Origin of the sequence: Campylobacter sp. IFREMER_LSEM_CL2194 (genome assembly GCF_025771685.1) — a bacterium.
Lineage (GTDB): Bacteria > Campylobacterota > Campylobacteria > Campylobacterales > Campylobacteraceae > Campylobacter_D.
Genome location: NZ_JAKMQS010000005.1, coordinates 73,767 through 87,514, shown reverse-complemented (window position 1 = coordinate 87,514; position 13,748 = coordinate 73,767). Strand labels below are relative to the sequence as shown.

Here is a 13,748-nt window from a genome sequence, read left to right as displayed (position 1 = left end):
TGTTAAAAATTTTAAAAAATTTTAACATATGGAAAAATTATGAAAGAATTCATACCACCAAAACTTCCTTTAGATATAGAATTAAATGCAAATATTTATGGTCTCATCATTAGGGCTTCGAGAAAATTAGCGGAGTTAAATGGACTTAGCAAAAGCATGCCTAATCCAAATATATTAATCAATGCTTTGATCTTGCAAGAAGCTAAAGATTCTAGCGAGATAGAAAATATTATTACCACTCACGATGAGCTTTTTTTATCTCAAATCGATGAAAGTAAACTTACAAGAGCGGCAAAAGAAGTAAAAGACTATGAAAATGCTTTAAAAAAAGGATATGAGCTTTTAAAAAAAGAGCAATTATTAAGAAATGCACATATTTTAGAAATTCAAAAAAGACTAGAAAGAAATAATGCAGGTTTTAGAAAACAAAGCGGAACTACGCTGATAAACCCTACCACAGGAGAAATCAAACACACACCCCCGCAAAATCCTAGTGATATACAAGAACTTATGGGAAATTTGGAGCGATACATCAACGATGATACTTTAGATGAACTTGATTTTTTGGTAAAAATGGCAATCATTCATTATCAGTTTGAAAGCATTCATCCATTTTACGATGGTAATGGTAGAACAGGTAGGATTATAAATATACTTTATTTGGTTTATAAAGGCTTGCTTGATTTGCCTATCTTGTATTTAAGTGCTTATATAGTAAATAACAAAGAAGAGTATTATAATCTTTTGCAAAAAGTACGCGATGAAGGTGCAATTTTAGAATGGATAGAATACATACTCAAAGGTGTAGAGCAAACTGCTATAAAAACGATAAAAACCATTACTATAATAGAAAAAATGATGTCTAATGTAGGTGAAATTTTGCAAAATAAAACGAATTTTTACAGCAAAGACTTTGTGGAGCTTTTGTTTTCTCATCCTTATACAAAGATAGACTTTTTGATAAATAAATTAGATATTTCTAGGCAAAGTGCCTCAAAATACCTTAAAATTTGTGAAAATTTAGGGGTGCTAGAGTGCATTAAAATGGGTAGAAATAATTATTATATTAATATAGAACTTTTAAGACTTTTTAGAAAGGGAATTTTTTAAATGCAAGGTAAAATCGATAAAATCACAGATATTTTAAGACGCGATGATGGCATAAGCGGTGCTATGCATTATAGTGAGCAGATTAGTTGGGTGCTTTTTTTGAAATTTTTAGATGATTATGAAGAAGAGTTAAAGCTAGAAGCTGAGTTAGATGAAAAGCCTTATAAGGCTATTTTGCAAGAAAAATTTAGTTGGAGGGCTTGGGCAGCACCTAAAACAAGTGAAGGAAAGCTTGATGTAAAAAACGCTTTAAGTGGAAGCGATTTGCTAAGCTTTGTGAATGATGAGCTTTTTCCATACCTAAAAAGTTTTAAAGATAATGAAAATTTCAAAAGCATAGAGTATAAGATAGGTGGAATTTTTGAATTTATAGACAACCGCATAGCTAATGGCCATACTTTAAGAGAAGTTATAAATTTAGTCGATGAGCTAAGTTTTAGCAAAGAAAGTGATGTATTTGCTTTAGGTGAGGTTTATGAAAAGCTTTTAAAAGACATGGGAAGTGATGGGGGAAATAGTGGGGAGTTTTATACCCCAAGACCTTTGGTTAGAGCCATGGTGGAGGTGCTAGACCCTAAAGCAAAAGAGAGAATTTATGATCCTGCGTGTGGGAGTTGTGGGTTTTTAGTAGAGAGTTTTTTGCATATTCTTTATGAAGATAGGGCAAAAAAGAAAAAAGCAAATTTGAGTGTGGAAGAACTTGAATTTTTACAAAATGATGCCTTGTTTGGTAAAGAAAAAACTCCGCTAAGTTATGCAATGGGTGTGATGAATATGATCTTACATGAGGTTAAGTCCCCAAATATCATCAAAACTAATACTCTAAATAAAAAAATCACAGACATAACTGAAAATGAAAAATACGAAGTGATTTTAGCAAATCCTCCTTTTGGTGGTAAAGAAAAAGATCAAATTCAAAATAACTTTCCTGTAAAATCAAATGCCACCGAGCTTTTGTTCTTGCAGCATATTTTAAAGTCTTTGAAAAACAACGGAAGATGCGCCATAGTAGTGCCTGAAGGAGTGCTTTTTCAAAATTCAAATGCCTTTGTGAGTGTAAAAAAAGACTTGCTAGAAAATTTTAATCTTGAATGTGTTTTAAGCTTGCCAAGTGGGGTATTTTTGCCTTATAGTGCGGTAAAAACTAATGTGCTTTTTTTCTCTAAAGGACAAAGAAGCATTTGTGGTGAAAATGATGAAAGTGTATATTACTATGAGCTTGTGCCTCCTTTTAAATTGACCAAAAACAAACCTTTAGAATACACGCATTTGCAAGAATTTTTAAAATGTTATAAAGAAAGAAAAATCACGGCTAATTCTTATTTGGTAAGTAAAAAAGAACTTGAAGAAAGAAATTATGATTTAAGTGCTAAAAACCCAAACGTAAAAGAAGAAAAAACTTTGCGTGAAGTAGAGGAAATTTTAAGCGAGTTAGAGCAAAATCAAAAACAAGCAAAAATGCTTTTTGAGAAAATTCAAAAAGCACTTATTTAAGGCATTAAAATAATATCCACTAAATCATTTTCTTTTATATCATCATGTGCTATCATAAGTGCAGCTTTGTGGTTAAGGTTGTTGATGATGGCACTTGAACCTTGTTTTTTGCCTTTTAAATTGGCATAAATTTTTCCATCTTTAAATTCTACATTACAAGCTACAAATTCTAAATGCGGACTTTTTTTCTTATAGTCAGTATTTGCAAATGCCTTAAATACATAGTCTTTTTCTTGTAAAAGCCAAGCATTTAAAAGTTCTCTTACATATAAATTAAACATCACCATAGCCGAGTATGGAAAACCCGGCAGGGCAAAGATGAATTTATCTTCAAATTTGGCTATTTTGATGTGTTTGCCAGGTTTTACATCGACTTTGTCTATGATGATTTCATACTCTTTAATAGCTTGCTTTAAAAAGTCAAAATCCCCCATGGAAACTCCACCGGTGGTAACTAAAATATCACACGCATTAAGTGCTTGTTTTAAAACACTTGGAGTTTTTTGCATATCATCTTTTAAAAGTGGGAAAATTCTAGCTTCAGCACCAAGTTTTTTTGCCATATTAGCTATGGCTACATGGTTTGATGAGCGAATTTGTGCAGGGTGCGCTAAGCTTTCGCCTAAGTCTTTGATCTCACTTCCACTACTTAGCACGCCTAAGATAGGTTTAGCAAAAACACTAATGTGAAAGTGTCCAAGCTCGGCTAAAAGTGCTATCTCGCTATAGCCTAGCTTTGTGCCTTTAGTGAGTAAAATTTCACCTTTGGTGTAGCTCTCTCCCACCTTTCTTACAGCAAAGCCTTGTGGAACTTTTTCTTTTATATAAATTATGCCGTTTTTAACTTCTACTTTTTCAACAGGTACTAAGGTATCACAACCCTCACTCATCAAAGAACCTGTAAAGGTTTTAACACATTCTTTATTTTGTATTTTAAAGCTAGGAAAAACTCCTGCAGGCACTTCACCTATGATAGACAAAGCTTCATCTTGTTCGCTAAATTTAATCGCATAACCATCCATAGAAGCAGTGGGAAATTGAGGGTTATTAGCAGAAGCTTTGATATCTATGGCTAAAATTCTATCTAAGCACTGTGTTAAAGCAATGTTTTCTATCTTTTCATATGTTTGTATGTGTGAATGAAGTATGTCTAAACTTTGGCTATAAGAAGTTAGCATTTTAGTCCTTAGTGCTTAAAATTCCTGCTCCTTGAAGTTTCAAAGAGCGTTCTTTGGCATAAATTTTTTCGCCATTAATGATATCATATTTCCATATAGGTGCGCTTGCTTTAAAATCTTCTACAAAATCATTAATCAGCTTAAGTCCTAATTTTCTTTGTTTGCTTAAAACCCCAGCAAAATAAGAACTCTCATGTACTTTAACCTCGCCGATAGAGTGAGCAAACATCAAGCTTACATTTTCATTTGCAAGTTTTTGGCACCACTTTTCAAACCAAGTTTTTAATAAAGGCTCATATATATCAAAACTTAAAGCCTCAATCTCATCTTCAGCTCTGACTATACCGCAAAATGTGATCAAAGCTCCGCAGTTTTTATCTTTAGCATATTCATACCATCTAGCATAAATGCTAGGAATTTCTAAGGCTCCTTGATGTAATTCAAACATAACTCATCCTCCACAAACCGGCGGTAATAAGCATATTTTATCCCCATCTTTTAAGGTAGTTTCATCATCAAAAACCATTTCATCGTTTAAGGCAACTGCACAAAGCTCAAGCCATTCTTTTAAGCTTTCATCTTGTCCTAAAATTGCTTTTAATTCTTTAAGATTGCTTACATTTAGTTCTAAGCTTTCTTTGTTAATTGGCCCTAGAAATTCAACTTTTACCATTTTTTACCTTTATTCTTTGATTTCTAAAATTCCCATCATTCCAAGATCTTCATGCTCTAAAATATGGCAGTGAAACATTCTAATACCGGTAAATTTTTGACTCATTCTAAGTCTTAATTCTTCTTTAGGTCTTACATTAATCGTATCTTGTAATGCTCTGAATTTTGCTTTTGTTATTTTACCCTTAAATTTAGAAGATATGAGTTCAAATTGTGTTCCGTGTATATGAAAAGGATGATCCATATGTGAAGAATTTTTTACTACCCATTCTTCTACTTCATTTAATTTTGAGGTTAAATCTGTTCTATTCATATCAAATGTTTTACCATTGATTAAAAACATAGAGGCAAGGCTTTTTTTGATTTCTTCTTCACTTTTTTTATCAATACCATGCATTTGCATATGATCTTCACTCATAATCACTTCTTTAAAGCTTGTGGCTTCTTTTAAAGGTGGAAATTCGCGTAGTTTTTCAGGCATGTTTTCTATAGTTTTTTCTACTTTAAGATCAGCTAGCATAAGAGTGTAAGGTTCTTCTTTAACAAGCATTTTATCGCGGTCATAATAAATGCTTTCAAGTTTAAAATCACCCTTACTTGCTTTGATTAGCACTTCTACTCTTGATGCAGGACTTAAAAATAACTCATCTAATTCAACACCTTTTTCTATAAGCCCTCCATCAGTTCCTACTAAAATAAATTTAGCACCTTTAATGCGTAAATTTAAATATCTTGCCGCACAAAAATTATAAATACGAATTCTTTGAGCTTTGTCAAGCGTTATTTTTGGCTTTAATTGTCCATTGATAAGAACTAAATTTCCTTCTCTACCATTTAGCCAATCAAATAAATTATTATCAGGAATTTGTGCATTTTCATCTAAACGCAAATCACTAATCACCCAATCTTGTTCTTGTAAATGCGACAATGCATCTTTTTTAGCTTTTACTACAAATACCCCTGCTAAGCCTTTATAAACTTGCTTTGCTGTGGTGTAGTGTGGATGTGGATGATACCAGTAGGTTCCTGCTGAATTTTCTCCAAGTTTAAAGCGATAAATTCTTTCTCTACCAGGCATGATAGGATCATGTGGGTTGCCATCTTGTTCAGGTGGTATATCAAGTCCATGCCAGTGGATAGTAGTTGGTTCTTTTAAACTATTTTTTACTAAAATTTCAACTGTATCACCTTCATAAACTTCTATTTTAGGTCCAGGTATAGAGCCATTGTAAGTAAAGCATTTTGTTTTTTTACCTTTAACAAGTTCTATTTGACTTTCTTTGACTTCTATACTTGATCTAAAGAAATTTTTCTTTGTGCTTGTGTTTTTTAGAAGTTTTAAATTTGCTAATGTTTGTCCGTTAGGAAAGTCTTTTTCATCGAGTAATTTAATGTTTGGATTTTCTAGTTTGATAAAAGAAGTATCGATTTCTTTTGTATCTTTTTGTGTATGTTTTGAGTGCATATTATGATGAGAATGATCCCCCATTGCATAAGCGCTGCTAATACCTGCTAAACCTAAAGCATTAAATTTTAAAAATAACCTTCTGTCCATCAAATTTTTACTCCTAAATTAATTTTGATTTGGATTTTGATTATAGCTATTATTTGATTAATGATTGTAAATTATAAAAACAAGATATAATTTTAATATGATTTGTTATACAAGTGGTTTTAAATCAAAAATTAAGGATAAATAATGCTAATTAAAAATCATTTAGATAAAGACTTTCAAACCCCTGCTTATATTTTAGAAGAAGATAAACTTAGAAAAAATTGTGAACTTTTGGCTAAAGTGAGCGAGCAAAGTGGAGCAAAAGTTTTACTTGCTCTAAAGGGTTTTGCTTTTTCAGGTGCTATGGATATAGTGGGTGAGTATTTATCAGGTTGTACTTGCAGTGGGCTTTGGGAAGCTAAATTTGCAAAAGAATATATGGATAAAGAAATTCATACTTTTTCACCTGCTTTTAAAGAGGATGAAATAGATGAAATCATCGATCTTTCACATCATATAGTATTTAATTCTTTTAATCAGTTTAAAAAATTTAAAGACAAAGCAAGTAAAAAGTCTCTTGGTTTGCGCTGTAATCCAGAGCTTTCAGTGGCTCCAAAAGAACTTTATAATCCTTGTGGTAGATTTTCAAGATTAGGAATTCGTGCGATTGATTTTGAAAATGAAGATTTAAGTGCTTTAAGTGGGCTTCATTTTCATGCTTTGTGTGAAGAAAGTGCGCATTCTTTAGAGCTTGTGTTAAATGCTTTTGAGGCTAAATTTTCAAAATTTATTAAAAATATAAAATGGGCTAATTTTGGCGGGGGTCATCATATTACCAAAGAAGGTTATGACACGCAAAAACTAATTGATCTTTGTAAAAAATTTAGCGATAAATACGGTGTGCAAGTGTATCTTGAACCAGGTGAGGCTGTGGGTTGGCGGTGTGGGACTTTAGTTGCAAGTGTGATAGATATAGTAGAAAATGAGAAAAAAATAGCTATTTTAGATACTTCAAGCGAAGCTCATATGCCAGATACTATTATCATGCCTTATACAAGCGAGGTTTTAAATGCTAGAATTTTATCAAGTCGTGATGGGGAAAAATATAGTGAGTTAAAAGAAAATGAATTTGCTTATTTACTTGGTGGTAATACTTGCTTAGCAGGGGATATCATGGGCGAGTATGCTTTTAATCAAGAGTTAAAAATAGGGCAAAAAATAGCATTTTTAGATCAAATTCATTATTCTATAGTTAAAAACACCACTTTTAATGGAGTAAGACTTCCAAATTTAATGTTCTTGGATAAGAAGGAAAATTTATCTATGGTAAGAGAATTTGGTTATGAAAATTATTCAAAAAGAAACTAAAAAATGAGTTTTTTTGTAGTTTTTTGCAAATTTATGTTTTTTAAATAAAACTTTTTTTAAAATAAAAATGGAAACTGAAAATTAACAAAACTACAACGCTAAGCTTTTTCTAGCGTGTAATGTTTAGGAGTAATTTATGCATAGGGTTATACTAGCTCTTTTAGCCTGTTTTAACTTTCTATTTGCTCAAGAAAATTTTGAAGTTAAAAATACTCAAATTTGGGATGTGCAAAGAGTGATGAATATAGAAAGTTATCAAAATTTTGGTGCTTTGTGGACTAAACTACAAGGTGAATATATTGCAAGTGCTGTTTTGATTATACTTATAGTGGTAATTTCAGCTTTTGCTTTGCATTATATGGTCATAGGTCCAAAGAAATTTTCTCATGATGGTAAGAAAATTTATGCCTTTTCGGTATTTGAAAGATTGTTTCATTTTGTAGCGGCAATTTCTTGGATTATCCTTGTGCCAACCGGTCTTATTATGATTTTTGGATCATATTTTGGTGGTGGATTTTTTGTAAGAATGTGTAAAAACTTACATGGCATTGCTACTATTTTATTTATCATTTCTATCATTCCTATGCTTTTATGTTGGATTAAAAGAATGCTTCCTGCAAGTTATGATTTAAGATGGATGATGATGATTGGTGGATATTTAAGTAAAGAGAAAAAACCTGTGCCTGCTGGCAAGTTTAATTTTGGTCAAAAATCTTGGTATTATATAGCTGTTTTTGGTGGATTTTTGATGATAATCACCGGTGCGTTTATGTTTTTCCTTGATTTTAATTCTACTTCTTTACAATCTATTTTTGGAATTTCTCATATAGATATTTTAAGAGCTTCAGCTATCATCCATAATATTTTGGGTATTTTATGTGCGGTATTTTTTGCTATTCATATTTATATGGCTGTATTTGCTATTAAAGGAAGTATCCACTCTATGATTAGTGGTTATAAAGAAGAAGAGGAAGTTTATATTTTACATTCTTATTGGTATAAAGAATTAAGCGATAAAAAACAAATCAATCCATCATTTACTTACGATTCTAAAACAAAATTTTAAAATCTCACTTGATTTTTTTAAATTTTCCTTGTTATAATCAAATAAAAATAACAAGGAAAATTAATGATACAAGATATTGATCTTTCGCGTAAATATTTTTATGAATTTTTTTCAAAAGCTTTTAATTTTATCGATGAAAATGAATTTAAAATTTGGCACGAGCAAGTTTTAGTTTTAGCTCAAAGTCCTTTAGATGATAGTTTAAAATCTGATTTTGAAAAACTTAGCGCATGCGATTTTGCAAGTTTTAAAGAAGAACAAAATGGAGTATTTTTTGATTTTTCTTACGTGAATGTGCCTATTAGCGCTTCTTTTTATGATGAGGGCAGAGATGATGGCAAAATGAAGCTTCAAGCCTGTGAAATCATTAGAAAAACCAAATTTAGAAAAAAAGAAGATTGCAGACAAAGTGAAGATGAATTTGGCTTTTTGTTTGCTTTTATGGCAAGCATTATTGAGCATGATTTAAAAGTTGCACAGCAATTATTTCGTTTTGTGATAAACCCTGTAATAGATGAGTTTATAGAAAAATTACAAATCCATAAAAACTCAAATTTTTACATTGCTATTGCCAATATTATGAAAGTCTTTTTTACAAACGAAAGAGCTTATTTGGAAGTACAAGCACCTATAAAAAAAGAAGGTAAAAGTATAGCAGATGAAGCTTTACAAAGACTTCCTTATGAACCAAGACTTCCTACTAAATTTAGTAAAACAAATATAGAAGAACTTAGCAAATTATAAAAATAAATATGTATTTTGTTACCAAAATACATATTATCAAAATCATCTTTTTATGAAAATAGAAATTAAATAAAATCTTAAGTGAAAATATGCAAAAGTTATAATGTTTAAGTGTGTAAATACTTTAAAATTAAGTATTTATAGTTATTCTTTACTTTTATTTCAAAGGAGAGAACATGGAGGCCAACCAAAGAAGGGATTTTTTAAAAAAATCTTTGAAAATTGGTGCTTTAGGGGTAGTAGCTGGAGCGAGCGTTAATGCTTTAGCTAAAGATGATTACCAAGAGCAAAATACCGTAGTTTTAGGAAAAAGTACTAAAAAAGAAGTGCTTTATAAAAAAACTATGCATTGGGAAAAATACTACAAAATAGCTTACTAATTAAGAAAGGAAGAAGATGGCATTAGCAAGAAGAAATTTTCTTAAGCTTGCTGGTATTGCTGGTCTTGGAAGTGCGGCTTTTGGTAGTGAAAACAAAGCTATTAGAGCTGCAAGTGAACAAGAAGTAGCAAATCCTTATCCAGATTCTAAGATTGTTAGAACAATCTGTAGTATCTGTAGTGCAGGCTGCGGAATTAAAGCAGAAGTGCAAGATGGAGTTTGGGTGCGTCAAGAAAACGCTATAGAACATCCTATTTCTCAAGGATCACACTGCTGTAAAGGGATAGATCAAATCGATCTTACTAAATCAAAACAGCGTATTAAATATCCTATGAAAAAAGAAAACGGCAAATGGGTACGTTTAACTTGGGAGCAAGCTATCAATGAAATTGGTGATAAAATGCTTGAAATCCGTAAAGAAAATGGACCTGATAGCGTTATGTTCTTGGGTTCGGCTAAATTTAATAACCAACAAGCCTATTATTTTAGAAAATTTGCAGCATTTTGGGGTACTAACAATATAGACCACGTTGCTAGAATTTGACACAGCGCAACAGTCGCCGGTGTGGCGAATACATGGGGTTATGGCGCTATGACAAATCATTTTGGTGATGTGACTAAACATTCAAAAATGATGATTATTTTTGGTGCAAATACTGCTGTGGCTAATCCTATTGGATTTAAACACTTATTACAAGCAAAAGATCGTAATAATGCTAAATTGGTAGTTGTAGATCCTGTATTTACAAAAACTGCAGTACATGCTGATGAATACGTAAGAATTCGTCCAGGTACAGATATAGCTTTAGTTTATGGTATGCTTCATTTGATCTTCAAAAACGGTTGGGAAGATAAAGAATTAATCAAAACTAGAACTTATGGGGTTGAAGAAATAAAAGCAGAGGCTGCTAAATGGACTCCTGAAGTTGTAGAAGATGTAACAGGTGTTCCGGCTGCTCAACTTGAAAAAATCACAAGAATGCTAGCTACAATCAAACCTGCTACGCTATTTTGGGCTTTAGGTATTACTCAACACTCAGTAGGTAGCTCTAACACAAGAATTCTAGCTATCTTACAACTTGTTCTTGGTAATATAGGTAAACCAGGCGCAGGAACAAACATCATCAGAGGACATGATAATGTTCAAGGTGCTACTGATATGGGTTGTTTGGCTGATACCTTACCAGCTTATTATGGACTTGATGATAATGCTTGGAATCACTTCTCTAATGTATGGAATGTTGAGAGAGAGTATTTAAATTCAAGATTTTATTCTAAAGAATGGATGCATGAAAAAGGCTTTTCGCTAGCAAAATGGTGGCAAGGCGTTTTACATGAAGAAAAAACTTATTCTAACTCACCTATCCGTGTACTTTGGGTGCAAGGAACGGGTATTACTTCTATGGCACATACGGTAAAAATTCAAGAAGCACTTAAAAAACTTGATATGATCGTAATTGCTGAGCCTTTTGTAAATGAAGTAGCAGTTTTAGCAGATCGTCCAGATGGTATTTATATTATTCCTGCTTCAACCCAATTTGAAACAGAAGGTTATGTAACAGCGACTAACCGTGCTATGCAATGGCGTTCTCAAGTAGTAAAACCAATTTATGAAAGTAAAGAAGACCAAGAGATTATGTTTGCTTTTGCTAAAAAATTTGGTTTTTATAAAGAATACACTCGTGGTATGAAAATGGAATTAAAAGATCATAAACTTGTACAAACAAGAGATGATAGTGATGATAATTTCATATGGCCTGATGATGCTACAAGAGAAATGAGTAATGGTCTTTTAAGTATAGGCTTAAGAGGTATTTCAGCTGAACGTCTAAGAAAACACCAACAAAATTGGGAACATTTTGATCCTGATACTCAAAGAGGTATTGGCGGTGAAGTTAAAGGTGAATATTATGGTTTACCTTGGCCTTGTTGGGATAAACAACACCCAGGTACTTCTATCATGTGGAATACAGATATTCCTTATGAAGAAGGTGGTATGGGCTTTAGAAATCGCTTTGGTTTAGAGCATGAGGGGCATTCTCAATTAGCAGATGAAGCCTTTACTCCAAAAGGATGTAAAGTTAAAGGTGGCTACCCGCAAATCACTAAAGAAAATATCGAAAAAGTGTTTAATATCAAACTAAGTGATAAAGAAAAAGAATTAATGGGTGCTAGCTGGAGCACAGATATTTCAGGTATAATCTTAGAAAAATGTAGAGAAAAAAGTGCTTGTTGTTTAGGTAATGCAAGAGCGAGAATGAAAGTTTGGGAATTTGCTGATCCTATTCCATTGCATAGAGAGCCTATTCACTCACCTCGTTGGGATTTGGTTAAAAAATATCCTACTTGGGGCGATCAAGAGAAAAACTTCAGAGTTGAGAGTAAATTTATCAGCGAGCAACAAAAAACAGATTGGAGCAAAGAGTTTCCAACTATTATTTCAAGTATGCGTTTAGTAAATTTAAGTGGTGCAGGTATGCTTGAGAGAACTAGTAAATATCTTGCTGCAATCACACCTGAGATGTTTGCTAATGTGCACCCTGAACTTGCTTTAAAATATGGTATAAATGATGGTGATATGATGTGGATTCACTCGCCACAAGGTACTAAGATTAAAGTAAAATGTGTACATAATCATTCAGTTACACCAGATAGAATTTGCTTGCCTTATAATTTTGCAGGTATTATGCAAGGAGTGGATTTAAGTTATAATTATCCTGAAGGCACTAAACCTTATACTATAGGGGAAAGTTCTAACACGGTTACTAACTATGGTTTTGATATAAATACGCAAATTTCTGAGTTTAACGCAGGGCTTTGCAGACTTGAAAAGGCTTAAGGGGTAAGTTATGGCTAGAATGAAATTTTATGTAGATAATAATCGCTGTATTTCTTGCTTTGCTTGTCAAGTAGCTTGTTCAAGTGCGCATGAAGTACCAGTAGGAATTAATAGAAGAAAAGTAATCACTCTAAATGAAGGTATAGAAGGCAAAGAGTTTTCAACAACTCTTGCTTGCCAACACTGCACAGACGCTCCGTGTGAGCAAGTTTGTCCTGTAAAATGCTTTTATATTAGAGCTGATGGTATTGTTTTACATGATAAAAAAACTTGTATAGGTTGTGGGTATTGTCTTTATGCATGTCCTTTTGGCGCTCCACAATTTCCAAGAGATGGTGCTTTTGGCATTAAGGGTGAAATGGATAAATGTACTATGTGTGCAGGTGGTCCTGAGCCTACTAACTCTCATGAAGAAAGAGAACTTTATGGGCAAAATCGTATCGCAGAAGGCAAAGTACCTATGTGTGCTGCGGTTTGTTCTACAAATGCACTTTTGGTTGGTGATGCAGCTGAAGTTAGTGCAATGTATAGAAAAAGAGTTTTACTCAAGGGTCAAAACTTAGGACTTGATGCAAAATAACTCAAAGGGTGTACAAGCACCCTTTTTTACTACTTATAATCCAAGGCTAATTCATGGAAGAGCTAATTTTACAAATTCAAAAAAATCTTGATGAAAATAATAAACTTACTTGTAAAAAAGCACTAGAACTTTTAAAACAATACTCTAAAGAAGATTTTCAAGCCATTATAAAAGAATTAGGCGTAAAAATTTCAGATTGTGAGCTAGGTCAATTTGGCAAGTTAAATAAAAATATAGCAAAAAGTGAAATTTTGGAAAAATTAGAAACAAAATTAGATTCTAAGCGTCGCATATCATGCAAAGATGCTTTAGAATGTGCTAAAGACTTTAATATGGCTGATATGAGAGCTACACTTAAAACTTATAAAATTGATGTTAAATACTGTGAACTTGGTTGTTTTGAAGAAAAAAAGGGTAAAAAATTTCATGTAAAAAGTAAAATTTGGGTAGAAAATCCTGATGGAGAATTGCTTTTTGGTAAAGGTAAAACAGATATTTTAGAATTAGTAGGAGAATGTGGAAGTATTTCCCAAGCAGCTAAACAACTAGGGATTAATTATAAAAAAGCATGGCTTTATATACAAGATTTAGAAAAAAATATGAAAGAAGAATTACTTATTGCTAAAAAAGGAAGAGGAAGTGAATCAGGTAGCAAACTTACTCCAAGAGCTTATGAGTTAATCCAAAATTTTAAAATTTTACAACAAGATGTAGAAGAATACACCAATAAACGCTTTAAAGAATTATTTTTCAAGAAAAATCAAGAAAAAGATAAAACTTAATTTGAATACAAGTTATAACAATATATCATTAAATAAAAAA

13 protein-coding genes are annotated in these 13,748 nt (G+C 32.1%); 9 read left to right on the top strand and 4 right to left on the bottom strand.

Annotated elements, in window-relative coordinates; genetic code table 11:
- Positions 1–39: 39 nt before the first annotated feature.
- The gene (locus tag L8V79_RS03685; protein ID WP_263678532.1) at positions 40–1,110 is read left to right on the top strand and encodes a Fic family protein; all 1,071 of its coding nucleotides are present in this window, start codon (positions 40–42) and stop codon (positions 1,108–1,110) included.
- Positions 1,111–2,604, top strand: a complete 1,494-nt coding sequence (locus L8V79_RS03680) for a type I restriction-modification system subunit M (protein ID WP_263683710.1) — start codon at positions 1,111–1,113, stop codon at positions 2,602–2,604.
- On the opposite strand, the gene L8V79_RS03675 is transcribed toward L8V79_RS03680, so the two are convergent.
- Genes L8V79_RS03675 through L8V79_RS03660 form a run of 4 tightly spaced genes read right to left on the bottom strand, consistent with a single transcriptional unit; the run spans position 2,601 to position 6,009 of the window.
- A complete protein-coding gene (locus L8V79_RS03675) occupies positions 2,601–3,782 on the bottom strand; it encodes a molybdopterin molybdotransferase MoeA (RefSeq protein WP_263702528.1) in 1,182 nt (393 codons plus the stop codon). The genes L8V79_RS03680 and L8V79_RS03675 overlap by 4 nt on opposite strands.
- A 1-nt stretch (position 3,783) precedes the next feature.
- Positions 3,784–4,230 (bottom strand): molybdopterin synthase catalytic subunit, encoded by a 447-nt coding sequence (locus tag L8V79_RS03670; RefSeq protein WP_039627992.1) that lies wholly within the window; start codon positions 4,228–4,230, stop codon positions 3,784–3,786.
- A gap of 3 nt (positions 4,231–4,233) precedes the next feature.
- Positions 4,234–4,455: a molybdopterin synthase, small subunit gene (locus tag L8V79_RS03665; protein ID WP_039617593.1), complete on the bottom strand. Its 222-nt coding sequence runs from the start codon at positions 4,453–4,455 to the stop codon at positions 4,234–4,236.
- Between the two features lie 9 nt (positions 4,456–4,464).
- Positions 4,465–6,009, bottom strand: a complete 1,545-nt coding sequence (locus tag L8V79_RS03660; RefSeq protein WP_263702527.1) for a multicopper oxidase family protein — start codon at positions 6,007–6,009, stop codon at positions 4,465–4,467.
- 144 nt (positions 6,010–6,153) lie between these two features.
- Here L8V79_RS03660 and nspC point away from each other — a divergent pair, with 144 nt between their 5' ends.
- From nspC to L8V79_RS03625, 7 genes are all read left to right on the top strand, one after another.
- Positions 6,154–7,317: a carboxynorspermidine decarboxylase gene (gene nspC, locus L8V79_RS03655; RefSeq protein ID WP_263702526.1), complete on the top strand. Its 1,164-nt coding sequence runs from the start codon at positions 6,154–6,156 to the stop codon at positions 7,315–7,317.
- A gap of 136 nt (positions 7,318–7,453) precedes the next feature.
- Positions 7,454–8,383, top strand: a complete 930-nt coding sequence (locus L8V79_RS03650) for a formate dehydrogenase subunit gamma (RefSeq protein ID WP_263702525.1) — start codon at positions 7,454–7,456, stop codon at positions 8,381–8,383.
- A 63-nt stretch (positions 8,384–8,446) separates the two neighbouring features.
- Positions 8,447–9,127: a molecular chaperone gene (locus tag L8V79_RS03645; RefSeq protein WP_263702524.1), complete on the top strand. Its 681-nt coding sequence runs from the start codon at positions 8,447–8,449 to the stop codon at positions 9,125–9,127.
- A 176-nt stretch (positions 9,128–9,303) separates the two neighbouring features.
- Complete coding sequence (locus tag L8V79_RS03640) at positions 9,304–9,507, top strand: twin-arginine translocation signal domain-containing protein (protein ID WP_012661099.1); 204 nt, start codon at positions 9,304–9,306, stop codon at positions 9,505–9,507.
- 16 nt (positions 9,508–9,523) lie between these two features.
- Complete coding sequence (locus L8V79_RS03635) at positions 9,524–12,346, top strand: formate dehydrogenase subunit alpha (RefSeq protein WP_263702521.1); 2,823 nt, start codon at positions 9,524–9,526, stop codon at positions 12,344–12,346.
- A gap of 10 nt (positions 12,347–12,356) precedes the next feature.
- The gene (gene fdh3B, locus L8V79_RS03630; RefSeq protein ID WP_039662920.1) at positions 12,357–12,926 is read left to right on the top strand and encodes a formate dehydrogenase FDH3 subunit beta; all 570 of its coding nucleotides are present in this window, start codon (positions 12,357–12,359) and stop codon (positions 12,924–12,926) included.
- 53 nt (positions 12,927–12,979) lie between these two features.
- Positions 12,980–13,708, top strand: a complete 729-nt coding sequence (locus tag L8V79_RS03625) for a winged helix-turn-helix domain-containing protein (protein ID WP_263663801.1) — start codon at positions 12,980–12,982, stop codon at positions 13,706–13,708.
- Positions 13,709–13,748 lie beyond the last annotated feature (40 nt).

Excerpts from the sequence above, each read along its gene's own strand:
- L8V79_RS03685 (WP_263678532.1), top strand. The coding sequence starts at position 40 with ATGAAAGAATTCATACCACCAAAACTTCCTTTAGATATAGAATTAAAT.
- L8V79_RS03680 (WP_263683710.1), top strand. The coding sequence starts at position 1,111 with ATGCAAGGTAAAATCGATAAAATCACAGATATTTTAAGACGCGATGAT.
- L8V79_RS03675 (WP_263702528.1), bottom strand. The coding sequence starts at position 3,782 with ATGCTAACTTCTTATAGCCAAAGTTTAGACATACTTCATTCACACATA.
- L8V79_RS03670 (WP_039627992.1), bottom strand. The coding sequence starts at position 4,230 with ATGTTTGAATTACATCAAGGAGCCTTAGAAATTCCTAGCATTTATGCT.
- L8V79_RS03665 (WP_039617593.1), bottom strand. The coding sequence starts at position 4,455 with ATGGTAAAAGTTGAATTTCTAGGGCCAATTAACAAAGAAAGCTTAGAA.
- L8V79_RS03660 (WP_263702527.1), bottom strand. The coding sequence starts at position 6,009 with ATGGACAGAAGGTTATTTTTAAAATTTAATGCTTTAGGTTTAGCAGGT.
- nspC (WP_263702526.1), top strand. The coding sequence starts at position 6,154 with ATGCTAATTAAAAATCATTTAGATAAAGACTTTCAAACCCCTGCTTAT.
- L8V79_RS03650 (WP_263702525.1), top strand. The coding sequence starts at position 7,454 with ATGCATAGGGTTATACTAGCTCTTTTAGCCTGTTTTAACTTTCTATTT.
- L8V79_RS03645 (WP_263702524.1), top strand. The coding sequence starts at position 8,447 with ATGATACAAGATATTGATCTTTCGCGTAAATATTTTTATGAATTTTTT.
- L8V79_RS03640 (WP_012661099.1), top strand. The coding sequence starts at position 9,304 with ATGGAGGCCAACCAAAGAAGGGATTTTTTAAAAAAATCTTTGAAAATT.
- fdh3B (WP_039662920.1), top strand. The coding sequence starts at position 12,357 with ATGGCTAGAATGAAATTTTATGTAGATAATAATCGCTGTATTTCTTGC.
- L8V79_RS03625 (WP_263663801.1), top strand. The coding sequence starts at position 12,980 with ATGGAAGAGCTAATTTTACAAATTCAAAAAAATCTTGATGAAAATAAT.